Origin of the sequence: Fundidesulfovibrio putealis DSM 16056 (assembly GCF_000429325.1) — a bacterium.
Taxonomy (GTDB): Bacteria; Desulfobacterota; Desulfovibrionia; order Desulfovibrionales; family Desulfovibrionaceae; genus Fundidesulfovibrio; species Fundidesulfovibrio putealis.
In genome coordinates this window covers 603812-626643 of the sequence record NZ_AUBQ01000003.1, presented here as the reverse complement: position 1 = coordinate 626643, position 22832 = coordinate 603812, and the positions used below count along the sequence as shown (strand labels likewise).

15 protein-coding genes and 1 pseudogene are annotated in these 22832 nt (G+C 65.7%); 7 read left to right on the top strand and 9 right to left on the bottom strand.

Going from position 1 to position 22832, the window contains the following annotated elements:
• The first annotated feature begins 101 nt into the window (after positions 1 to 101).
• Positions 102 to 1472, top strand: a complete 1371-nt coding sequence (locus G453_RS0102915; protein WP_027189837.1) for an IS1182 family transposase — start codon at positions 102 to 104, stop codon at positions 1470 to 1472.
• A 247-nt stretch (positions 1473 to 1719) separates the two neighbouring features.
• Here G453_RS0102915 and G453_RS0102910 read toward each other — a convergent pair whose 3' ends face one another.
• From G453_RS0102910 to G453_RS0102880, 6 genes and pseudogenes are all read right to left on the bottom strand, one after another.
• A complete protein-coding gene (locus G453_RS0102910; RefSeq protein ID WP_027189836.1) occupies positions 1720 to 2181 on the bottom strand; it encodes a hypothetical protein in 462 nt (153 codons plus the stop codon).
• A gap of 189 nt (positions 2182 to 2370) precedes the next feature.
• Complete coding sequence (locus G453_RS22015) at positions 2371 to 5649, bottom strand: sensor domain-containing protein (protein ID WP_169725279.1); 3279 nt, start codon at positions 5647 to 5649, stop codon at positions 2371 to 2373.
• 94 nt (positions 5650 to 5743) lie between these two features.
• On the bottom strand, positions 5744 to 8959 hold the full coding sequence (locus tag G453_RS0102900) for a PAS domain S-box protein (protein ID WP_043643987.1): 3216 nt from the start codon (positions 8957 to 8959) through the stop codon (positions 5744 to 5746).
• 148 nt (positions 8960 to 9107) lie between these two features.
• Positions 9108 to 10268, bottom strand: a pseudogene (locus tag G453_RS28690) (sulfite exporter TauE/SafE family protein).
• A 588-nt stretch (positions 10269 to 10856) separates the two neighbouring features.
• Entirely contained in the window at positions 10857 to 11378 is a 522-nt protein-coding gene (locus G453_RS0102885; protein ID WP_027189832.1) for a 4Fe-4S dicluster domain-containing protein, read from the bottom strand.
• 138 nt (positions 11379 to 11516) lie between these two features.
• Complete coding sequence (locus G453_RS0102880) at positions 11517 to 11882, bottom strand: hypothetical protein (protein ID WP_027189831.1); 366 nt, start codon at positions 11880 to 11882, stop codon at positions 11517 to 11519.
• Between the two features lie 181 nt (positions 11883 to 12063).
• Between G453_RS0102880 and G453_RS0102875 the strand changes: the two genes are divergently transcribed.
• The gene (locus G453_RS0102875) at positions 12064 to 14148 is read left to right on the top strand and encodes a molybdopterin-dependent oxidoreductase (protein WP_027189830.1); all 2085 of its coding nucleotides are present in this window, start codon (positions 12064 to 12066) and stop codon (positions 14146 to 14148) included.
• Positions 14149 to 14443: 295 nt separating this feature from the next.
• Positions 14444 to 16669: a lytic transglycosylase domain-containing protein gene (locus tag G453_RS22010; protein ID WP_051271518.1), complete on the top strand. Its 2226-nt coding sequence runs from the start codon at positions 14444 to 14446 to the stop codon at positions 16667 to 16669.
• A 2-nt stretch (positions 16670 to 16671) separates the two neighbouring features.
• Here G453_RS22010 and G453_RS0102865 read toward each other — a convergent pair whose 3' ends face one another.
• On the bottom strand, positions 16672 to 17835 hold the full coding sequence (locus tag G453_RS0102865; RefSeq protein ID WP_043643983.1) for a DNA polymerase IV: 1164 nt from the start codon (positions 17833 to 17835) through the stop codon (positions 16672 to 16674).
• 84 nt (positions 17836 to 17919) lie between these two features.
• Here G453_RS0102865 and G453_RS0102860 point away from each other — a divergent pair, with 84 nt between their 5' ends.
• The 3 genes from G453_RS0102860 to G453_RS0102850 all read left to right on the top strand — a co-directional run bounded on the left by G453_RS0102860 (position 17920) and on the right by G453_RS0102850 (position 19990).
• Positions 17920 to 18786, top strand: a complete 867-nt coding sequence (locus G453_RS0102860) for an NAD(P)-dependent oxidoreductase (RefSeq protein WP_027189828.1) — start codon at positions 17920 to 17922, stop codon at positions 18784 to 18786.
• A gap of 98 nt (positions 18787 to 18884) precedes the next feature.
• The gene (locus G453_RS0102855) at positions 18885 to 19394 is read left to right on the top strand and encodes a nitroreductase family protein (protein ID WP_027189827.1); all 510 of its coding nucleotides are present in this window, start codon (positions 18885 to 18887) and stop codon (positions 19392 to 19394) included.
• A gap of 20 nt (positions 19395 to 19414) precedes the next feature.
• Positions 19415 to 19990 carry a flavin reductase family protein gene (locus tag G453_RS0102850; protein ID WP_027189826.1) on the top strand — a complete coding sequence of 192 codons (576 nt, stop codon included), beginning with the start codon at positions 19415 to 19417 and terminating at the stop codon, positions 19988 to 19990.
• Between the two features lie 425 nt (positions 19991 to 20415).
• Here the strand turns inward: G453_RS0102850 and hgcB are convergent, their stop codons facing one another.
• Positions 20416 to 20718: a mercury methylation ferredoxin HgcB gene (gene hgcB, locus G453_RS0102845; RefSeq protein WP_027189825.1), complete on the bottom strand. Its 303-nt coding sequence runs from the start codon at positions 20716 to 20718 to the stop codon at positions 20416 to 20418.
• Positions 20718 to 21908 (bottom strand): mercury methylation corrinoid protein HgcA, encoded by a 1191-nt coding sequence (gene hgcA, locus G453_RS22005; protein ID WP_235731675.1) that lies wholly within the window; start codon positions 21906 to 21908, stop codon positions 20718 to 20720. Before hgcA ends, hgcB begins: the two co-directional genes overlap by 1 nt.
• A gap of 146 nt (positions 21909 to 22054) precedes the next feature.
• On the opposite strand from hgcA, the gene G453_RS0102835 reads away from it, so the two are divergent.
• Complete coding sequence (locus G453_RS0102835; protein ID WP_027189824.1) at positions 22055 to 22819, top strand: hypothetical protein; 765 nt, start codon at positions 22055 to 22057, stop codon at positions 22817 to 22819.
• The last annotated feature ends 13 nt before the right edge of the window (positions 22820 to 22832 follow it).

The following is a 22832-nucleotide window of genomic DNA, read 5'->3' as shown; positions in this document are numbered from 1 at the left end:
TGAGCCTGTCCCGTGAATGGCCATTAAATACGCTTGCCGCGAAACCGGTATCTTGGTACAAACCCAATCATCCTGGTGCATTAAGATGAGGTTAGCGAGGCATGCCCTACAACTTCCGCAAGTTTGATCCTCACCAGCTCCTTCTTCTGCCGCCCAATCTTGACGACTGGCTCCCCCAGCAGCATCTGGCTCGTTTTCTCGCCGATGTCGTTTCGAATCTGGACCTCAAGCCCCTCCTGCGCCGTTACAGACCCAGCGGGCAAGGGGGCGCGGCGTTCAGCCCGGAGATGATGCTCCGGGTTTTGCTCTACGCGTACTGCGTGGGCGTGCCTTCCAGCCGCAAAATCGCCCAGGCCCTGATTGATGATGTCGCTTTCCGCTGGCTGGCCGCTGGCAACCGCCCCGATTTCAGGACCATTGCCACTTTCCGCCGCCAGCACCTCAAATGCCTCAAACCACTGTTTTTGCAGGTTCTCCTTCTTTGCAAACAAGCTGGCTTGGTCAAGGTCGGAATCGTGGCTTTGGACGGAACCAAGGTCGCGGCCAATGCCGCTCTGGACAGGAACCGGACCTGGGAAAAGCTCACGGCCAAGGAGCAGGCCTTGCTCGCCGAGGTGGAATCGATGCTCAAGCGGGCTGAATCCACCGACAGAGACGAGGATGCCCGTTTCGGCGACGACTCCGGTGACGGCCTGCCGAAGGTGTCCACCGCACATGAGCGGCTGGCCCTGATCCGGCGAGCCAAAGCGGAGCTTGAGGCCCAGGCCAGGGAGGCCGCCAGGGAACAGGAAGACGCCCTCAAGGAACGGGAGCGGGAAGAGAAGGAATCCGGCAAAAGCAAGCGTGGCCGCAAGCCGAAGCCGGTCAGCGCGGAGGTCGAAGCGGAGGCCAAAGCCAACCTGACGGACCCGGAAAGCCGGATCATGAAGACCCGCAAAGGGTACGTCCAGGGGTACAACGCGCAGGCGACCGTGAGCGAGGATCAGATAATAGTTGCGTGCGACGTGGTGCAAGACTGCAATGATTTTGCGCAATTGAAGCCAATGGTGGAACTGGCCGAGGCCAACCTGTACGAGATCGGCGAAGAACCCGGAAAGCTGCTGGCGGATGCGGGCTATTGCAGCGAAAACAACCTGGAATACATGGCCCGGCCCGGCGCTCCTGACCCCTATGTGGCCGTGAAGAAGGACCATAAACAGCGCGGGGACGACGAATCCGCGCCCAGAGGGCGGATGCCGAAGAACCTGACCCAGCGGCAACGGATGGAGCGCAAGCTCAGGACCAAGGCAGGGAAAGCCCTCTACAAACTGCGCGGTCAGATCGTGGAGGCGGTGTTCGGCCAGATCAAGGACTGCCGGAAGCTTACCCGCTTCCTGCTACGCGGCCTGGACAAGGTGAAAGGCGAGTTTGAACTCTGGAGTCTGACGCATAATCTGCTCAAACTCTACCGGCATGGTGCGACAAGTGGGTAAGATGGCCAACTGACAGGCATATCAGCGCAGTTTCAGGGCAATGAGTAGCTCAAATCGCCTCGACGGGCTGCGCAGAGACGTTTTGTGGCGATTTCGACGGGCGAAAAGCGGCAATCAAGGCCGTGCCGCCCCGCACGGGGAAAATGTTTGGGGGACAGGCTCGATAAGCACGCGCATGCCCATCTCCGGTTTTTGGCTGGCAATTTCAGGCGGATGCAGAACCCCTAGCGTCTGAGTCCCTGGCCTGTCAAGGCTTGGCGAACGGAACCATGTTCATGGCATTGCCCGCGCAGTGGCAATTCGAGTCGTAGCGCGCCACGTATTCCAGGCGCGAGCGCAGGCAGCTGGCCTGCCCGTCCTCGAAAACCACCCAGACCCGCCCGTACCCCAGGCACAGATAGCGCCCTGCCTGCACCGAGGCGGCGGCGCCGCGCGGCTCTCCCAGAAGTTCCTGGACCTCGGCCACGCCCATGCCGGGGCGGACGTAGCGGCGCGCTAACTCTTCGTCGTCCTTGAGCTTCGTCTCCAGTTCGCGGCCCTTCTCCTCGGCCTTGGCCTTGCGGTCGTTCAGGGAGGGAGGCTGCGGCGCGCCCGGCGTGGTGGGCCAGACATCGCCCGATGCTGGCGGAGCCTGTGGTTGCGTCTGGGGGAAACACGGCCCGGCAGCCGCGACAAGGGCCAGAACGGCGAGCAGTGTGATGCGGAACATGGTCACGCTCCTTGCAAGTGTGGCGTGCTCAAATCTCTACAGACCGTCAAGAACGCCGACTCTTGCAGCCTGTTCAAAAAACTCGCTGGCAAGGCGCAGGGAAAAGCCAAGCCCGATGCGTATTCGACATACGTGAGGGTTTGGCTTTCTCCATGCAACTTAAGCCAGCGGGGACTTTTCAACAGGCTGCTACGGATGCCGGAAATCGCTCACCAGCAGGGCCTCGGCCTCCTCGCTGGGCACGGGCCTGGAGAACAGGAAGCCCTGGCCGTACTGGCAGGCCAGCCCCCTCAGCTCGCTCAACTGCCCGGTCTCCTCCACGCCTTCGGCCACCACGTCCAAACCCAGGTTGCGGGCCAGGTTGACGATGGCCCCCACGATCTCGGAGTTTTCGTGGCCTTCGCCCATCTTGCCCACGAAGCTGCGGTCGATCTTCAGGGTGTCCAGGGGGAAGCTGTGCAGGTAGGCCAGGGAGGAATAGCCGGTGCCGAAATCGTCGATGCTGATCTTGACGCCCAGGTCCTTCAGGTGGGCCAGCATGCGCGAGGCGAACTCGGCGTTCTCCATGACCTTGCTCTCGGTGATCTCCAGCTTCAGCGATTCCGGAGAGATGCCGGTCTGCTCGATCACGCCCCGTATCTCGCCCACCAGATCCAGGTTCATGAACTGCTTGGCGGAGAGGTTCACGCTCATGGTCAGGGGCGGCCCCTCGGGGCGCAGTCTCTGCCATTTGGCCAGCTGTTCGCAGGCCTTTTTCAGCACCCAGCTGCCGATGGACAGGATGAGCCCGGTCTCCTCGGCCACGGGGATGAACTCGCCCGGCGCGATGAGTCCGCGCCTGGGGTGGTTCCAGCGGGCCAGGGCCTCGAACCCCCTGATCTCGCCGGTGGCGATGCTCACGATGGGCTGATAGTGCAGCGCCAGTTCGCCCCGCTCCACGGCCAGGCGCAGGTCGGTCTCCAGCTGGAGCAGCGAGGTGGCCGCCTGGTGCATGGAGGCGTCGAAGATCTCGTAGCGCGCCTTGCCCAGGGCCTTGGCCCGGTACATGGCGATGTCCGCGTCGCGCACCAGATGCTCGGGGCGCTCGTAGGTCCAGGTCTTGAGCACCACGCCGATGCTGGCCGAGGTGAACACCGGGCGTCCCTGGATGATGAAGGGCCGGGCCAGCTCGTCCTGCAGTCGGGCCAGCACGTGGGTGGCGTCCAGGGTGCCGGAGATGTCGTCCACCAGGATGGCGAACTCGTCGCCGCCGAAGCGGGCCACGGTGTCCATGGGCCGAAGCGCCCGCTGAAGCCGTGCGGAGGCCTCCACCAGCAGGGCGTCCCCTGCCTGATGGCCCAGGCTGTCGTTGACCACCTTGAAGCGGTCCAGGTCCAGGAAGAACACGGCGAAGCGGTAGCCGTGCTTGCGTTGGGAGCGGTGCAGCGCCCACTCCAGCCGGTCCATGAACAGGATGCGGTTAGGCAGGCCGGTGAGGGCGTCGTGGAAGGCCTGATGGCGCAGCTGCTCCTCGGCGTTCTTGCGCGCGGTGATGTCGCGCAGGAGCCCCTCGTAATACTGGATGGCCCCGTCCTCCCCGCGCACTTCCCAGGCGCTCTCGGAGAGCCACACGGTCAGGCCGTCCTGGCGGCGCACCTCGGACTCGAAGTCCATCACCTGGCCCTGCGCGGCCAGAGCGGACAGGAAATCCTCACGGCGCTTGCCGTCCAGGAAGAGGCGCGCGCCGAAATCCGTCAGGTCGGCCATGAGGAAGTCAGTCGAGTCGTACCCCAGGATGCGGGCCATGGCCGGGTTGGCCGCGATATAGCGCCCGTCCGGGGAGAGCTGGAAGATGCCGTCCAGGGAGTTCTCGAAGATGGAGCGGAATTTCTCCTCGGCGCGCCTGAGCTTCTCCTCGGCGCGCTTGCGCTTGCTGATCTCGATCATCGAGCCTTCGTAGAAGAGCAGCTGCCCGTCGTCCGAGTACACCGCCCTGGCGTGCTCGCTGATCCAGATGATCTTGCCGTCCTTGCGGTACACCTGGGACTCGAAGGCGGCGACGCTGCCGCCCCGCTGGATGGAAGTGCAGAACAGGTCGCGCCGGTCGGACTGCACGTAGAGCATGCCGCCGATGTCCAGGAGCTGCTCCATGAGCTCCTTGGGGGAGTCGTACCCGCAGATGCGGGCCAGGGCCGGGTTGGCGGAGATGAAGCGCCCTTCCGGCGTGGTCTGGTAGATGCCTTCCTGGGCGTGCTCGAAGATGGTGCGGTATTTTTCCTCGGCAAGGCGCAGGCGCTCCTCGGCCAGCTTGCGCGCGGTGACGTTCTCCACCGTGCCTTCCAGGAAGCGCTGGTCGCCTGCCGAGCCAGTTCCGGATGGCCCGCCCTGCACCAGCCTGGCGCTGAGCGCCAGCCAGATGGGCTGGCCGTCCAGGCGTTTTGTCAGCACCTCGAAGCCCGAGACCTCGCCGTTTTCCTCCAGCTGGCTCCACAGCTCCACGGACCGCTCGGGGTCGTTCAGGAACAGCTCGCACAGCTCCGGGCGCTCCAGCAACTCGCGCGTGGAGGAGCAGCCCAGGATGTTCGCCAGCGCCGGGTTGACCATGGTCAGGTTCAGGTCCAGCGAGGCCTGGAAGATGCCCATGACCGCGTTCTGGACCACGCTGCGGTACTGGCGCTCCGCCCGGCGCAGGGCCTCCTCGGCCTTTTTGCGGGCGCTTATGTCCGTGTAGATCCAGAACACGCCGACCCGCACCCCGCCCACCGTGATGGGGCAGGCCACCACAAGCGTGTGAACCGGAACGCCGTCTTTTCGCCTGCGCACGGTCTCGCGCTGGATGATGCCGGTCAGGGAGGCCCTGCGGCGCAGGTCCCTGGATTCCTCGGCCAGCTCCTCCGGCACAACCAGTTCAGGCAGGAAGCGCCCCTTGGCCTCGGAGGGCGTGTACCCGAAGAGCGATTCGAACCCCCTGTTGACCTCCACGACCTGGTCGCAGTCATCGACGATCACGATGGCCTGGGGGGAATTCTCGAAGAGCTGCTCGAAATAGGCCCGGTGCAACTGGAGCTGCTCGCCTTCGCAGTGGGCCGTGGCGATGTCCACCTGCGCGCGCACCAGCCCTCCGGCCAGCACCCGCAGCACCACGAGGCGCAGGCGGTCCGGGTCGGCCAGGGACACGGCGTTGATGCCCTGGCAGGAGCGCACGGCCTGCCCCTCGCCCGGACTCGCGCCTCCGTCCACCAGGAGCACGGGAGTGTCGGGGCGGCGCAGACGGATAAGCTGCAACGCCTCCGTGAGGGTCATGCCCGGCAGGCTGGAGGCCACCAGGATGAGGTTCCAGCCATAGGAGGAGAGGCGTGCGTCGAGCGCTGAAAGGGTATCGACGCGGACGTAGGCGGGGCTCAGCCCGGCCTTGCCCAGCTCAAGAATCAGCGTTTCCGAAGCATCCTCGCTGGGATGCACGATAAGGACCCGGAAGGCGTTGCTCACGGTATTCTCGATGCGAAAAGGGGCTGCATAAGCCCGTTGGAGGAACAGGGGACCCTGCCGGGAGGCCATGGCGAACGCCACAAGCCGGACGCGCTCACGCCGAGCCGCCGATGCGCGCGGCCTCGGTGCGCGCCTGGACGGTAAACCTCTCCAGAGCCTGGGAGAAGGCCTGCAGGGAAGCTTCGCGCCTGGAATCGTCCTCTTCGTGCAGGCACTCTTCCAGGCTCCGCGCAGCCTCGGCCAGCTGCTCGCCACCAAGGTTCGCCGCCAGCCCCTTCACGGAGTGGACGAGCATCACCGCGTCGCCGGTTCTGTGCTCGGCCAGGAGTCCTTCCAGGGTGGACGCGGTGTTCTCGTACTCGCGCACGAACCCGGCCAGCAGACGCGCGTAGAGCCCCTGGTTGCCCATGAGAAGCTCCAGCGCCTGGGCGGAGTCCAGCACGCGCAGGGAATCCGCGTCGCGGGAGGCGGCCCGGGGGCGGTGCTGCCGCAGGGCGGCAAACAGCGAGGAGGAGCCCAGGGGTTTGCCCAGGTGGTCGTGCATGCCCGCTTCCAGGGCGCGCAGGCGGTCCTCGCCGGTGGCGTGGCCGGTGAGGGCGATCACCGGCAGATCCCGGCAGGAGGGAATCTCGCGGATGGCCCTGAAGGTCGCGTAGCCGTCCATGCCGGGCATCTGGATATCCAGCAGCACCACGTCGAAGGGTTCTTCGGACAGCATGGCCAGCGCGGCTGGGCCGCTGGCGGCTCCGGCGGCGTCGATGCGCGCCTGGCGCAGCATCTCGAGCGCCGTGTGGCGGCCAAGCTCGTTGTCGTCCACCACCAGCACGCGCATGCCCTCGAGCCCCTTGGCCAGTTCGTCCATGTTTTCCAGGATGGCGCACCCGCCGTCCCGATCCGTCTCGTCGGCCAGGGGGAGGTCCACCGTAAAATGGAAGGAGCTGCCCCGTCCCGGCTCGCTCTCGGCCTCAAGCCTGCCCCCCATGGCCTCCACCAGCCGACGCGCGATGGACAGCCCCAGCCCGGTTCCGCCCACGGCCCGGCTCAGTTCCGCATCCGCCTGGGCGAACGGCTGGAACAGCTTCTCCAGGCTTTCGCGGGCCATGCCGATGCCAGTGTCCGTCACGCGCAACTCGTACGCGATCCGGTCGGCCTCGCCCGGCTGGCGGGCCTCCACCGAAAGCTCCACCTGCCCGGCGGAGGTGAAGGCCAGGGCGTTCTCCAGAAGGTTCCCCAGCACCTGCTCCAAGCGCAGCGCGTCGCCAGACACCAGGCAGGACATGTCGGCTCCGCCGCGAAACCTAAACGAAAGGCCCTTTTCGACCGCCCTGGGTTCGAAACGCTCCCGCAGGCGCTCCGTCAGGTCGCGCATGAGAAACGGCAGGGGCACCAGCTTCATGCGACCCGCATCAAGCCCGGCATAATCCAGTATGGACTCGATGACCTTGAGCAGCGCCCGGCTGGCGGTCAGGGCCTTTTCCAGGTTGTCGCGCTGGCGGGGCTCCAGGGGGGTGCGCAGGGTGAGCTCGGTAAGCCCCATGATGGCGTTCATGGGGGAGCGGATCTCGTGGCTGACGTTGGCCAGGAAGCGGCTCTTGGTCTTGTTGGCCTCTTCGGCGGCGCGCTTGGCCTCCAGGAGCTCGGTCACGTCGGTGATCACCGACACTGCGCCGGTCAGCTCCCCCTTGGCTCCGCGCAGAGGTCCCACACTGACGTTGGCCCAGAACGCCGACCCGTCCGAGCGCAGGTGCCGGGCCTGGATGCAGAACCGGCCCACCGAGGCCTCGGCCACTTTCCGGCTCAGCTTAGCGGCGGCCTCGTGCTCGTCCGGATGCAGGAAGTCGAGGTAGGGCTTGCCCAGGAAGTCCTCGGCGTTCAGGCCGAAGAGCGGCCCCATGGATTGGTTGACGAAGAGCACCCTGCCCTCGCCGTCCAGTTCCGCGATGCCCCAGTTGGCGCTGTTGACGATGGCCTCCAGGCGTTCCTGATTCCGGTGCAGCTCCCGGCGGGACTCCTCCCGCCCGGTCACGTCCTGGACTACCACCTGGAGCATCACCCTGCCGCCGTGGTGCACCGGCCCGGAATAGATCTCCACCTCGCGCACCTTGCCTGATGCCAGCCTGTGGACTGCGGCAATCGGCTGGGAGTCGCCCCCCATGGCCTGAGCCACCGTGGCGGCGATGCGTTCTCGCGGCGCTTCGTCGAAGCGCGCGAGGGGCATGCCCGTCATGTCCGCGCGCGGCCAGCCGTAAAAACGCGACGCGGCGGGGTTGGCGTCCACGAGACACAGGCTGTCCGGGTCCACCAGAAGTTTCACTGCGGAAGAGTTCTCGAACAGGCTGCGGCTGAGCTCCAGGGACGTCTCCAGATCCCAGGCGGCCTGCCTGCCCCGGCGGAGCTCACCGGCCAGACGCTTGTTGACCAGGCGCAGCTTGCCGGTGCGCTCGGCCACCAGCTGGCGCAGCCGCATCGGCGAGCGCAGGAACGCGTGCAACAGCCCCGAGGCCACCAGGGCCATGAGCAGGGACGCGCCGTATCCGGCCCAGTAGGTCTCCAGGGTCGGCCAGGGCTGCGTTGAGCCCACGTGCAGGAACAGCGTCACGCCAGGGACCTTCACGGGCAGGGACACCACCGGGGTGTCGTTCGAACCGAGCGGGGAGAGGTCGCGCCGGGCGGCGTCATCGTAGAGCGTCTGCCCGGCGGTCGAGTCCAGGCGGCACACCATCCCGAGGCGGCCCAGGTCCTCCAGGCCGCTTACGCGCAGCAGGCGCTCCAGGCTGGTCACGGCGGTGATGAACCCCCAGAAACGCTCTTCTCCCGCCTGCCCCAGGAATACAGGGATACGGCTCGCGAAGCCTTGGCGTCCGCTGGCCATGGTGAACGGCCCCGTGACGAACACGGTGCTGGCCGCCGAGCTGGTCGTGTCGGCAGCCCATTCTGACGCGTTCAGGAGGTCTTTGCCGATGACCGGTGAATGCCCGCGCTTGGGATACACGGAGGAGATGACCCCGTCCGGGGCCAGGCCCATCGCCTCCACCACGGGGAAGGCTTTCTCCACGGCGTCAGCGGTAGACTCGAAGCTCGAAGCGTCAAGCGCCTGGGACCGGACCAGGGCTGCCAGGATGCTCGGGGCGGTGCCGAGATGGGCCAGGGCGTCTTCCATGCTCCGCACGCGGTGCGCGCAAAGGCTCTCGAGCCCGGCCTGCATCGCCTGGCGTTTTTCCTTGAGATGTGCCGAGAAATGAACGTGCGCCAGCCCCAGGACCAGGGCTGCCAGGAATACCGGGGGGAGAAGGGAACGCAATGTCGTCATGGCCGCCTTCAACGGTTGCGGAAACGAAAACAACCAGCCACGCGGCAGCATCCTTACCGCGCGTGGCGGTGCTTGTAAATGCTTGCAAACAAAGAAGCCCCGCCCTTTCGGGCGGGGCTTCTGCCAAGTGCGTGCGGGTGTTCGGGGCCTAGTAGACGCCGAACAGGTTCAGGGCCAGCAGCAAAAGGGCCACCACGGCGATGCGCTTGACGCTCAGGGGGCTGATGCGCTTGGCGATCTGGGGAGCGATGAAGCCGCCCAGGATGGCCGCCGGGAACATGATGAGGAAGAAGGTCAGGTCGAAGTTGCCGAACTGATAGTGGCGCATGGAGCTCATGGCGGTGTTGAAGAAGATGGCCAGGAGCGAGCTGCCGACCACCAGGTACATGGGCAGGCCCAGCACCACGGACATGAGCGGCATCATGAAGGGGCCGCCGCCGAATCCCATCATGGAGGCCACGATGGCCAGCAGGAAGGAGCCGATCAGGCCGATGATCATGTTGACCTTGAAGGTCTGTCCCCAGAATTCAACTTCCATATACATATTCGTCTCTCCCTTGGGTGCTTGTTAGCTCTTGACCGTTTTTTCGGCGCGGGCCTTGAATTCCTTGAGGATGGCCTGTTCCTTCTTGTTCTTGGAGATGTAGCCGGGCGTGGTCTGCCAGAACAGGAGGGCGGCCAGGACCAGCAGGATCCAGCCGAAGACGAACTTGTACTGCTCGATGGAGATGAGCTCCGTCAGCTTGGGACCGATGAAGCCGCCGGCGGCCATGGCCAGGCCCAGGCTTACGCCCAGCTTCCAGCTGATGAACTTGATCTTGGAGTAGTTGTACACGCCCGAGCCCTGGGAGAAGAGCACGGTGGGGGTGACGGTGCCGGCCACGATGGTGTGGGGCAGGGTCGGGAACAGGGCCAGGAGCACCGGGTTCATGATGAAGCCGCCGCCCGCGCCGATGAGCACGCCGAACACGGCGATGACCAGGGTGAGCAGGAAGGGCCAGAACACGTTCAGGCTGGTTCCTGCGTTCTCCAGGTACATGACCGGGAAGGCGATCTTGTTCTCGATGGTTGCCGGGGCGGACTTGTCCTTACCGGCGTAGGCCACGATGGTGTACTTGCCGGGGGCCGATCCGGAGGGGATCTTCACCGTGGCGGTAAAGGCGCCGTCGGCGGCGGTTTCCACCGCGGGCACCAGCAGCTTGCCCTTGTTGCGGAAGCGGGCCTTGGTGAGCTGCATGGAGCGGCGCTTGTTTTCGGGGGCGTCCAGCTTGGGCATCAGGTCGCCGCGCGAACCGATGATGGAGGCCATGATCGAGGCCTTGAAGGCGTCGATTTCGATTTTGGCGGGAACGTTGTAGGCCACGTCCGCGCCAAGGTCCTTCAGCACCTGGGAATACTGGAACTTCGGGCCGGATCCGGGCACCTTGGACAGGGCCTCGGCCTTATCCTTGGGGATGCAGATCTGGTAGAAGGCGGGCATGTCGTGGGTGAGATACAGCTTGTAGGGCGGCGGAGTGTTCTCGTCGGGCTTGCGGTCGTCGAAGTAAACGGCGCGCACCTTGTTGTCGTTGTAGACTTCCAGGTACACCTGGGAGCCGGGGGCGGCCTTGCCGCTCACCTTGACGTCGCCACCGTTGTCCATGGCCTGCTTGTCCACGGTCAGGGTGATGGTTCCACCAGCCTGGGGGGCCGGGGCGGCAGCGGCGGGCGCACCAGGGGCGGCCGGAGCGGCCACTGCGGGGGCGGCCGGTTTGTCCTGTGCCGTCCCCATGGGCACGTAGTACGATGCCAGCACCAGGCAGAGCATCACCGTGGAAATGATCGCGCGTTTTCTCGACATGCCTACAACTCCTTTCTCGTATCGGATTGAAGAGCGACCTCCCCGTTGCCAGGGCGGTTAGAGTCCCGGTTCTTCCAACTGGTGCTTCAGAAGCTTTTCGCCCCAGGAGGCGCGGACGTTCCTGGAGGCGACGTTTGGCCGCACGAACTCCAGCGCGTGGGCGGTGCAGCCGGTGACGCAGGCGGGGTTCTTGCCGTCGTCGATGCGGTCGCGGCAGAAATCGCACTTGATGGCTTTTCCGGCGCTTTCATCCCACTGGGGCACGTTCCAGGGGCAGGCCACGATGCAGGCCTTGCAGCCGACGCACAGCTTGGCCTGCACGAACACGATGCCGTCCTTCTCGCGCCGCGTCATTGCTCCGGTGGGGCAGGCGGACACGCACCAGGGTTCCTCGCAATGGAAGCAGGGCATGAACAGGCTCATGATCTTGGGCTTGCCGCCCTTGTTCACCGGGCCGACGCTGACCAGCTGGCCGAGCCTCGCTCCCAAAGGCACCCTGTTCTTGGATTTGCAGTGGACCTCGCAGGCCTTGCAGCTGATGCAGCGTTTCGCGTCCGTCTTGATGTAGTAGAGGCTCATGCTTACCCCCGCGGCCCTTGCGGCCGCCTTGCTGGTTTTACGGCTTCACGCGTTGCCCGGGCCGACGCGCTTGTGTTCTATCAAAAAATCAAATCAAAGCGCTTGAGAAGTTCGCAAAAAAACGATAGGCCATTTTCATTACACGCTTGTAAGAAAATCCGCAAGCCGAAGTACCATCTGGGAGCGATACCGGCCCTCGTTCAGCGCCAGCCGGTTCCCCATGGGGCTCCACGGCGCGCCGTCCATCAAGCGCAGCAGGTAAGACCGGCGAGAACCCTCGTCGGACATGGCGCAACGGCCTGCAAGATGGTCGTACAGGTTGGCCTCGGCGTAACGCTGATGGTACTCAATGCTTAACGATTCCCTGAACATGCCCCCCGAGGCGTGTTCCAATTCGATGACGCGGGCGTGCGCGAGTTGCGCCATGCGCTTGAGCCGCTGTGCCGGTTCCAGGCGACTCCAATCCGAAGCGCCGTGGTAGGATATGGCTGTTGCCTGACTCATGCAGATTCCATAGGTGCAATCGAAAACAGTGGCAACCCTTGTTATTATTATCCCAATCTCCGCGCCGCCTTGTCATGAGTTTTCGGAACTGTTACGAGGGGCGGCAAAGAATCCAGGGTTGCGTCCGCGCGGGATGCGCCGTCCGTCCAGAGTCGATAGCTAAAGCCGTCAGGAGGCCAATATGTCCAAGAAGGAAGTCTTCAGCGTCTGCGGCATGTGCACCGTGCGCTGCCCGATCATGGTGGACGTGGAAGACGGGGAAATCCGTTTTATCCAGGGTAATCCTCATTCTCCGCTCAAAGGAGCCTTGTGCGCACGCGGCGCAGCCGGTCCGGCTCTGGAAGCCGACGCAGAGAGGCCCCAGTATCCCATGATACGCCAGGGAGCGCGCGGCGAGGGCAAATGGGCGCGCGTGAGCTGGGAGGAAGCCTTCGACTACGTGGGCGCGAAGCTTCAGGAGCTCATGGACAAGCACGGCCCCCGCACGGTGCTCTTCTCCGACCGGGGCGGTCCCTTCGTGGACCTGCACCAGGGCTTCATGCGCGCCCTGGGCTCGCCCAACTACTGCAACCACGACGTGTCCTGCGCGCGAAACGTCATGCACGGCTGCCGTTCCGTCACCGGGCGACCCCGCACGGAGTTCGTCTACGACTACGCCAACGCCAAGCACATCGTCCTGCAGACCCGCAACATCTTCGAGGCCATCAACGTGGCCGAGGTCAACGGCGTCCTGGACGGCATCGACAAGGGGTGCGAGCTGACCTGCATCGACATCCGCGCCAACGTGTCCGCCAGCAAGGCCGACAACTTCTTCATGATACGCCCCGGCACGGACTATGCCTTCAACCTCGCCGTGATCCACGAGCTGCTGCACAAGGGCCTCTACGACAAGGCCTACGCCGAAATGTGGATCAAGGACCTGGACCGCCTGCGCACCTTCGTGGAGCCCTACTCCCCGGAGTGGGCCGCCAAGGAGTGCGGCGTGGAGGCCAAGTCCATCTCCAAGCTGGCCAAGGACCTCTCCAAGGCCGCGCCCCACGTCATCTGGCACCCCGGCTGGATGGTGGCCCGCTACACCGACTCCTTCTACGTGTGCCGCAGCGCCTACATCATTAACGCCCTGCTGGGCTCCATCGGCGCCAAGGGCGGGCTGCCCATCGCCAGTACCCCCAAGGACGTCGGACGCCAGGGCATCAAGAAGCTGGTAGACCTCTTCCCCAAGCCGGAAGAAAAGCGCGCCGACGGCGTAGGCTGGAAGCTGACCGCACATGACGCAGGCCCCGGCCTTCTTCACAAGGCCTTCGAGGCCATAGACTCAGGCGACCCTTACGACGTGAAGGCCTACATCGCCTTCCGCCACGACCCCCTCATGGCCATGCCCGACCCCGACGCCATCCGCCGCATCTGGGACAAGCTGGACCTGCTGGTGAGCGTCACCTTCACCTGGTCCGACACGGCCTGGTACTCCGACGTGGTGCTGCCCCTGTCGCCCTACCTCTCGCGCGAGTCCATCGTGGCCCAGAAGGGCGGCCTGAAGCCGCAGCTCTTCTGCCGCCAGCGCGCCGTCACCCCCCGCTTCGAGACCAAGGCCGACTGGGAGATCCTGTGCGGACTGGCCGAGAAGATGGGCATCGAGAAATTCGCCTTCAAGTCCATCGAGGACATCTGGGCCTACCAGTTGGAAGGAACGGGCGTCACTCCCGGGGATCTGGCCAAGAAGGGCTTCGTCGGCCTGGCCAGCGAGCCCCGCTACCTGAAGGTGGACGAGCTCAAGTTCGCCACGCCCTCGGGCAAGCTTGAGATGGTCAGCGAGAAGTGGGAAAAGGCCGGATACGAATCCCTGGCCCCCTACAAGTCACCCGCCAGACCCGAAGGCGAAAACCAGTTCCGCATCGCCTTCGGCCGCGTTGGCACCCACACCCAAGGCCACACCGTCAACAACCCGCTCCTGAATGAGCAGTTCCCCGAGAACGTCCTGTGGCTGAACTCAGCGCGTGCGAAAGCCCTGGGCATAAAGGACGGCGATCTGGTCACGGTGTCCTCGGGCGGGTTCAGCGGAAGCCTCAAGGCTTTCGTCACCGAGTTCATCCACCCTGAGGCCGCCTTCATGGTGCACGGCTTCGGACACACCCTGCCCGTGGAGACCCGCGCCTTCGGCAAGGGCGTCTCCGACAACGAGCTCATGCGCGGCGGTCTGGCCCTGGAGTCCGCACCCGGCGGCGGACTGGCCATGCAGGAGTTCTTCGTGACCGTCGCCAAGGCGTAAGTGTCGGCGAAGAGAAGAACCTGATGTGAGAGGGCCGATGGGAGGATATCCCGTCGGCCCTTTTTCTGTTGGGAGGGGAGGCGGCGGTGGACATATTACGTGAGTTTTGGAGAGAAGACAGCCTCCGGCGGCCAAAGGGCTCCGCCCTCTGGACACCCTGATAAGCGGCCCAAAGGCAGGTGGACGCGCGGGCGCGTTCGCCTGGAGAAATTGCGTTCGACGGGGACTGCCCTGGAGCGCCATGCCGCGTCTCTTTCCCTTTGCCCACCAAGGCGAACCCGGCTAAACGGGATTCATGAAACGTTCGCTTGCCGCCTGCACATCCGGCCCCGGCTTCGCCTGCCTTCTGGCGATGTTCACCATGTTGGTTCTGTCGCCCGGAGGCGGTTTCGCCCAGTCGCAGAGCCAGAATTTGGGGCCGGTACAAGAGTATCCCCTGCCGCGCCCCCTGGCTGCGACCATCACGGACCTGCCCGGAAAACTGAAGACCCTGGCCGCGCGCCCACAGACGCCCCGCAGCGCCCTGGGCCAGGGCATCATGCAGGTCCACTCCAAGCAGTATCAGCAGGCTGCGGCCACGCTGGCTCCCGTAGCGGCGCAGCTTCCCGAAATGGCGGGCTGGGCGAGGTTCTACCTCGGCTTCGCGCGCTTCAGGCTGGGCGAATATCAGGCCGCCCTGGCCGAGTTGGACGCCACCCTGCCCTCGGACCCGGTGCTGGGAGCCGAGGCGCTTCTTCTGTCCGCCTATTGTCTTGAGGGACTTGGTACGGCGCAGCCTCAGGCCCTGGAACGCTATCGGCGTTTCCTGGAGCTGGACGGCCAGCCGCTTCGCCCCGTGGCCCTGTGGCGCGCCGCCGCGCTGGCCGCAGCCGGGGGAGACTATCCCGCAGCCGAGGGTTACCTGCGCGAGCTTATCCTGGCCTCGCCCTGGACGTCCTCCGCCGACAAGGCCGAGCCCCTGGCCCTGGAGCTGTCGCGCGCCGGGCGCATCGCCTTCGCGCCGGACTCCGCCGACTCCCTGCGCAGACGCATCGAGGTCCTGCTGGACAAATCCATGACCGCCAAGGCCGCGCCGCTGATCGACCAGATGGGGCGCGCCCCCGGCGCGGACCCGGCCCGCGTGCTGTACCTGAAGGCCAAGGCCCTCTACGCCAAGCGCGACACACAGACAGCGGTGCAATACTTCGAGGACGCCGCGCGCATGGCCACGGACCCGGTACTGGCGGCCTGGGCCGTCTACCATCAGGGGCGCTGCTACTGGCGCTTCTCCGGGCCGGAGGACGCCATCCGCATGGACGAACTCCTGAGGGACGCCCTGCGCCGCGCCGGGACGCTCCCCGACGGGGCGGAACTGGCCGAAGCCTGCCGTCGCCTGCTCCTGCTTTCGCGCATGGAGCGCGGGCGCTTCCTGGAAGCGCTGCCCATGGCCGTGGAGCTTTCGCAGTCCGGCCCCGAGGCCACCGAATCGCGCGAGCAGGCCGCGTGGCTGGCCGGGCTCCTGCGCTTCGCGCTGGGTGACTACGCCGGAGCCGAGGCCGCGCTGGCCGCCTTCGCACAGAAGTATCCCAATTCCGAGTACGCCCCCGCGATGCACTACTGGACCGCCCGCGCCAAGGAGGCCGCCGGTGATCTCGCGTCCGCCAGGACGAGCCTGGGGCGGGTGCTCGCGCGCTGGCCCAACGGGTATTACGGTATGCTGGCAGCCCGGAAGCTGGCCGCATTGGGAGCCGGGCCGATGGAAAGCGTGGACGCGCGGGAGGTCCTGGCTCCGCCCGCCTGCCCTCCTGCCGCAGGGCTGCCGCCTTCACCGGAAGCCTCACAGGGCGTCGCGCGCGCGGAGCTGTTGCAGGATTTGCTGCTGCCGGAGCTGGCCGAGCGCGAGCTGGCCGCCCTGGCCGCGCAGCATCCCAGGGATGCGAGCGTGGCCCTTCGCCAGGCCCGCCTGGCCACGGACATGGGCAACCATCTGGCGGCGGTGCGCGCCGTATCGCGCGCGTACTGGCCCTGCCTGACGCGCGGTTCGCGCCAGGACCTGCAACCCCTGCGCGACATCGTGTACCCCAACCGCTTCGAGGAGCTGGTCACGCGAAATCTGGTGGGAACCGACGTGGACCCCAACGTCATCCGGGGCCTGATCCGCCAGGAGAGCTTCTTCGAGCCCGACGCCGTGAGCGGGGCCGGAGCCGTGGGGCTGATGCAGGTGATGCCCGCCACGGCCCGCACCTTGCTGGAAAAGCTTGGTGAGAAAGGCTTCCGGCCGGAGAGCCTCAAAGACCCGGCCGTGAACGTGCGCATCGGTGTGCGCTTCTTCCTGGAGCGCTACGAGGAGTACGGCGGCAACTTGGCGCTGACCCTGGCCAGCTACAACGCCGGGCAGGTGAAAGTGAGGGTCTGGAAGGAGTTCCTGGGAGGAATCGACCCGGAACTGTTCGTGGAGTTCATCCCGTATACGGAGACGCGCGACTACGTGAAGCGGATTCTGGGGAATCAGGCCATGTATGCGATACTGTACGGGCGTTGATTTCAGGACCCGCCGTCGAACAGCCGCCCGCGTTTCAGGGCCGCTTTGCCGTGCTTGCCCCGGATGGCGTCCAGGGCTTTGTCCAGCTTGCTCAGGCGCTCTTTCTCCGGGTCCGGCAGCAGGCTCTCCTGGCGCATGCCTTTGGCGAAATTGGACACCCCCACACCGATAAGCCGCACCTTCTGGCTTAAGGTCACCTCGTCCAGCAGGGCGCAGGCCGTCTGGAAAATGATCCCGTCGGAGTCCGTGGGCTCCTTGAGCGTCAGGCTCCGGGTTATCTGCTTGAAATCCGAGAACTTCAGCTTGAGCGTCACGGTGCGGCCCTGCCAGCCGTGCCTGCGCAGGTCGTGCCCTACCCGCTCAGACTGGCGCAGCAACCAGCGGCGCAGCTCCTCCACGTCGGACAAGTCCTTCTCGAAGGTGTTCTCCGCGCTTGAGGATTTGGCCTCGCCGTGGGTGACGATCTCCGTGGAGCCGCGCCCCATGGCGCGCGCGTGCAGCACCCTCCCCCACTCGCCCAGGTGGCGCTCCCAGAACTCGCCCGAGTAGCGCAGCACGTCGCCGCAGGTCTTCACCCCCAGGCCCGCAAGCTTGGGCAGGGTCTTGCCGCCAACGCCGGGAATCTTGCCCACAGGCAGGTCCTTGAGGAACGCTTCAACGTCCTCCGGCTCCACGATGGTCACGCCGCCGGGTTTGCGGAAATCAGAGGCTATCTTGGCCAGGAACTTCACCGGGGCCACCCCCACCGAGCAGGACAACCCCGTGACCTCTTTGACTCTGGCCTGGAGCGAGCGGGCAAGCTCGCTTGGCGGACCGAACAGGTTCCGGGTGCCGGTGATGTCCATGTAGGCCTCGTCCACCGAGGCCTGCTCCACCAGGGGCGAGAAGTCCCCCAGCACGGCCATCACCTGGCGCGACACCTCGGCGTAGCGGCTCATGCGCCCGCCCACGAACACCCCCTGCGGGCACAGCTTGCGGGCCTGCACCACCGGCATGGCCGAGCGCACGCCGTACACGCGCGCCTCGTAGGAGGCCGCCGACACCACGCCCCGGTCGCCCTTGCCCACGATCACGGGCCTTCCGCGCAGCGACGGGTCGTCCAGTTGCTCCACCGACGCGAAGAAGGCGTCCATGTCCAGGTGCAGAATGCGGATTGCGTGGTCCATGAACCTTGACATCCAGGCCGTATTGGTATGCCTACGGCTTATGTGGTGTATCCAGTCTCCACTTCCAGCCCGGGGGGAAATCGCATGAAACCCAGGATCGGATTCGCCGGAATGGGCATCATGGGCAAGCCCATGGCCCAGAACATCGTCAAGGCAGGCTTCGACGTGGCCGTCTACAACCGCACCCGCCCGCAGCCCGGCGACGTGCCCGGCGCAGCAGTGGCCCTGACGCCTGCTGATCTGGCCAGGGAGCGCGACGTGCTGATCGTCATGGTGACCGGCCCCGAGGCCGTCGACGCCATCCTCTGGGGAGAGGACGGCATGGCTCCCCATCTAGGACAAGGCAAGACAGTGGTCAACATGAGCACCGTCTCGCCGCAGTACTCCCTGCAACTGGCGCAAAAAGTCGAGGCCACCGGAGCCGACTTCGTGGACGCGCCGGTCTCCGGCTCCAAGGTCCCGGCCCAGCAGGGCGCGCTGGTCATCCTGGCTGGCGGCTCCGAGTCGGTCGTCGCCTCACTGGAGCCGGTCTTTTCGGCCATGGGCAAGAAGACCGTGCACTGCGGCCCAGCCCCGCAGGGCACCATGATGAAGATGGCCGTCAATCTGCTGCTGGCCAACATGATGTCCGGCCTCTCCGAGATGCTCACCTTCGGCAAGGCCGGGGGCCTCTCGGACAAGACCATGCTGGACGTGGTGCTGGGCGGCCCCATGGGGTGCGACCTGTTCCGCGTCAAGGAGCCGCTCATCCGGCAGCGGACCTTCCTGGCCCAGTTCCCGCTCAAGCACATGGCCAAGGACCTCAAATTCGTCACGGACACGGCCTGCACCCTGCGCTGCCCGGCCCCAAGCGCCTTCCAGAACCTGCAACTCTACAACCAGGGCATGTCCAAGGGTATGGGGGAGCTGGACTTCAGCGCCGTGATGCAGGTGCTCGAGGGCATGATCTGACGCAGCCGCGTGATAGGAGCTTACATTTCCGACCGTTTCTGGACGCGACGCCCGGCACGGCGTATCAGGTCCTATCCGACGTCATTCAGGAGTTTCCCGTGGACGCACTCGACTGCCTCATGACCCGCCGTTCCATCAGAAAATACACGGACCAGCCCGTGGACGCCGCGCTTGTCGACGCGGCGCTCCAGGCTGCAATGTCCGCACCCAGCGCAGGCAACTCCCAGCCCTGGCATTTCGTGCTCGTAACCGACCGCGAAACGCTCGACGCCATCCCCGGCTTCCACCCCTACTCGGCCATGTGCCGCCAGGCCCAGGCGGGCATCCTGGTCTGCGCCGAACCCGCCCTGGAAAAGTATCCGGATTTCTGGCCCATCGACTGCTCCGCAGCCGTGCAGAACATCCTCCTGGCGCTGCACGCCCAGAACCTTGGCGCGGTGTGGGTGAGCGTCTACCCCATCCAGGACCGCGTGGAGAATTTCCGCAAGCTCCTGGGCATCCCCGAATCGGTCATCCCCCACAGCTTCATCCCCATCGGCCACCCGGACCAGCCTTCCGGCCGGGCCGACCGGTTCAAACCCGAACGCATCCACCGCAACCGCTGGTAGAGCACCCAAAGGATCAATCCATGAAGACATCGCTCGGCGCAAAGACCCTGGCCTCCCCCACGCCCACCTGGATCGTGGGCGCATACGACCCCACCGGGAAAGCCACCGGCGCGACCATCGCCTGGGGCGGCATCTGCTCCTCCAAGCCGCCCAGCATCGCCATCTCGCTGCGCTCGGCCACCTACACCCACGGCTGCGTCAAGGCCACCAAGGCCTTCAGCGTGAACATCCCCGCACAGAACCAGGCCGCCCTGGCCGACTACTTCGGCATCGCCTCCGGGCGCGACGTGGATAAGTTCGCCGCCGCAGGCCTGACCGCCGAGAAATGCGAACTGGTCAACGCGCCCTCCATCAAGGAATTTCCGCTGGTGATCGAATGCGAGCTGATTCACGTGATCGAACTGGGGCTGCACACCCAGTTCGTCGGCGAGATCAAAGACGTGAAGGCCGCTCCGGGCATCCTGGATGCGGAAGGAAAGATCGACATCGAAAAGATGGGGACAGTGATCTACGCGCCCGGCACGCGCCAGTACTACGGGCTGGGACCGTCGCTGGGAGCGGGATTTTCGATCGGCAACGCGTACGTGAAGAAGTAAGAGAAGAGAAAGGCGAAGATGCCTCCGGCGGCCAGAGAGGAAACTTTTTGGAAAAAAGTTGGACGAGGGTCATCCTGGCCCTCGCCCTTCGGGCGCTGCTTCGCAGCGTCCAATCCTTCTGTCCTGAAGGATTGTCCTCTCTGGACTCTCCTTCAAAAACTTCTAGTGGGCTTCGCATTCCAGCGCGATAGAACGTCGTTTGGTGACGGCGGGTGCTGGGTGCTGTCACGGTCGGGTTCTGGCGGGCGGGCGACGAATCGTCTTCAAATCGGTTCGAGCCCGCCCGCCAGGGCACGAACGGGACAGCACTCAGCAACCGCCCCGAGCAAAAGCCCCCGCACAAGACGCGAAGCGGAGAGGGTGTGCAGAGGGCGGAGCCCTTTGCCCGCCGGAGGCATATTATTCTTCATCCTCCCACCCCCGCACTAACAACACGTCGACCCGCCATCGCCGCCGCAGTCGCAGGACGGCGGCCCACCCGTGAGCCAGCCGTGGATGATGGCGCGGGCGCACCCCACTCCCTGGCTGACGGTGATGGCCCCCTCGCGGCAGTTCAGCGCGCAGGCCCCGCACTCCATGCAGGCGTCCAGATCCTCGATGGCGGCGATGCCCGTGCCGTGCCCGAACACGCCGTGCGGGCAGACCTCGCGGCAGGTCCCGCAGCCTGTGCAGGCGTCGCGGTCCAGCTCAAGCGTGGCAACGCCGTCGATATAGCGCATCTCTTTCATCACATGCCTCCAATGCCCAAACGCCAGAGCACCACGGAGAGAATAAGTCCGGCCACCTGGAACGGAATGGCCCGGCGCATCTCTTTCTCAACGCCCGACGGCGAGGTGTAGGTGGACGACCCGGTAAAGTTCATGCCGTACCAAGACGCGCTCACCACCGCGCCGATCCACAGGCCGGTTGAGGCCAGTGCGGGCAGCCCGAAGGCGAACGCGCCAAGCCCGGCGACAATGCCCGTCTCGGCTCCCTTGCGGGCGAAGGAACGGCCCGGCAGCCAGGGCAGCGCCAGGGGCGTGAGGATATTGCCCGCGAAGAAGCCCAGGAAGTAGGCCGCCATGCCGGACCACAGCCCGGTCCAGGCGCGCGTGAGCGAGAACACGTCCAGCCCCAGCCCGGCCAGCAGGAACAGCGCGCAGGCCAGTTGCGCCATGAGCTTCAAGTCGTTGGCGAATTCAACCAGCCCCACCACCACGCGCTCGCGCGCCGTGAAGCTTACGCGGCGCATGGCGGGATCGGCCTTCATCCCGGCGTTCAGGTAAGCGGTGACGTCCGAGGCGCGCACCGGCCCGAAAACCACACGGAAGCCGCACAGGGTTTTGACCTCGTGCCCGGCCACGCCCGGCGCGCCAAGCTGCGGCACGATCACCTTGCGGTGGCTGACCACCTTGTCCAGATTGGTCGAGCGGATGCGCCCGGCCAGCTCCTGCGTGCCGAAGGTCTTTTTTCCGGCGGCGCACCAGACGTTCACGCCCTTGGTGTCCAGCACGAGTATCCAGAGATGCAGCCCCGCGAGCTCCTTGCGCAGCGCGTCGAAGGTGAGCTTGTAGTTGGCCGTCACCAGCACCGGGCTCTCGGGCGTGGGGCTGCCCACGGCGTAGAGCCCCGGCGCGACGCGGTAGCGCCCGCGCCCGATGCCCAGGCGCACCAGGGCCGCGCCGACATGATCCGGGCGCTCAAGAGTAGTCTTCACCTGGGGCACGCGTCCGGCAGGGGTGTCGATGAAGCCTTCCACGAAGTGCCAGCGCCTGAAGCCGGGCAGCTCCAGGGCGGCGGGCGCGGAACCGGAGCAGCACGAAGACGCCGGAACGGAGGGCGGAGCACAACAGGAGTCCGTGGAAATCGGGGAAGCCGGGGGCGTCAGCGCGGCAAGAGGCTCCAGCGGCGGCGCGCAGCAGGAGGGCTGGGCGTTCAAGGGCTCCGGGCCATCCGAAGGACGGCAGTTCGAGACCGGCTGGACCGCCGGTTTCCTGGGCGGTCAGCAAGCCTGTTTGGCGGTGGGGATGCGGCGTTTCATGCAATGGGGCTTGCCTGTGTTCCCGGCATTTTGCAAGATAGGGCATGTCCGAAACAAGCCCCGTCCAGACGTCCTTGGATCTCGTCACCATTCCCCCCGCCGGGTACGCCGCCTACTGGCTGTCCGTGAAGCGGCTCATGGACAAGAAGCGCGGCCCGGAGGCCCTGGCCGACGAGCTTCAGTTCGCCACCGAACCCTACACCAAGCTCTTGCTCCAGGCGGCTTCTTCCACGCTTGAAGAGGACACCGTACGGCGCATGGCCCGCAACAAGGCCCTCACCCTTTCGCGCGATTTCCGGCGCAAGTTCCGCCTGATACGCCAGACCGCCTGCGCCATGGCCATCGGGGAGAATCCTGCCAAGACGCTCATCACTCTGTCCGGGGCCTTCGGCATGCCCGTGCTGGACGAAGCCAGGACCATGGAGCAGGCCCAGGGCCTCATCGAGACCATGCGCGCCGGTGACCTGGACCCGGCGGTGTTCCCGGACATCTCCCACCTGACGCGCCCCGAGGAGCTTATCCTGAAGCTCCTCTTCTTCGTGCTCTGGGCGCGACGCCAGGGAAAGACGGGCTTGCAGGCCTTCCTGCCCGGAGTCTCCTTCCCGTACCTGGGCGACGCCCTGCGCCTGTGCATCGACGGTCTGGAAGAGCCGTTCATCCGCCGCCGCCTGGACGCCCAGGCCAGCGAGCTGCTCGTCGAGGCCAGCCACAAGATGCGCATGGGCCTGGAGCTGGCCATGGCCGTCAAGAACCGCAAGCCCTACGACGACCTGCTGGCCATGGCCCGCTCCTTCCTGCTGGACATGTAGCGCCGGGCCTGGG

Bases quoted from the DNA above. Each gene is read 5' to 3' on its own strand.
- G453_RS0102915 (WP_027189837.1), top strand. From the start codon at position 102: ATGCCCTACAACTTCCGCAAGTTTGATCCTCACCAGCTCCTTCTTCTG.
- hgcB (WP_027189825.1), bottom strand. From the start codon at position 20,718: ATGAAAGAGATGCGCTATATCGACGGCGTTGCCACGCTTGAGCTGGAC.
- G453_RS0102885 (WP_027189832.1), bottom strand. From the start codon at position 11,378: ATGAGCCTCTACTACATCAAGACGGACGCGAAACGCTGCATCAGCTGC.
- G453_RS0102875 (WP_027189830.1), top strand. From the start codon at position 12,064: ATGTCCAAGAAGGAAGTCTTCAGCGTCTGCGGCATGTGCACCGTGCGC.
- G453_RS22010 (WP_051271518.1), top strand. From the start codon at position 14,444: ATGAAACGTTCGCTTGCCGCCTGCACATCCGGCCCCGGCTTCGCCTGC.
- G453_RS0102900 (WP_043643987.1), bottom strand. From the start codon at position 8,959: ATGACGACATTGCGTTCCCTTCTCCCCCCGGTATTCCTGGCAGCCCTG.
- G453_RS0102865 (WP_043643983.1), bottom strand. From the start codon at position 17,835: ATGGACCACGCAATCCGCATTCTGCACCTGGACATGGACGCCTTCTTC.
- G453_RS0102860 (WP_027189828.1), top strand. From the start codon at position 17,920: ATGAAACCCAGGATCGGATTCGCCGGAATGGGCATCATGGGCAAGCCC.
- G453_RS0102850 (WP_027189826.1), top strand. From the start codon at position 19,415: ATGAAGACATCGCTCGGCGCAAAGACCCTGGCCTCCCCCACGCCCACC.
- G453_RS0102880 (WP_027189831.1), bottom strand. From the start codon at position 11,882: ATGAGTCAGGCAACAGCCATATCCTACCACGGCGCTTCGGATTGGAGT.
- G453_RS0102910 (WP_027189836.1), bottom strand. From the start codon at position 2,181: ATGTTCCGCATCACACTGCTCGCCGTTCTGGCCCTTGTCGCGGCTGCC.
- G453_RS0102835 (WP_027189824.1), top strand. From the start codon at position 22,055: ATGTCCGAAACAAGCCCCGTCCAGACGTCCTTGGATCTCGTCACCATT.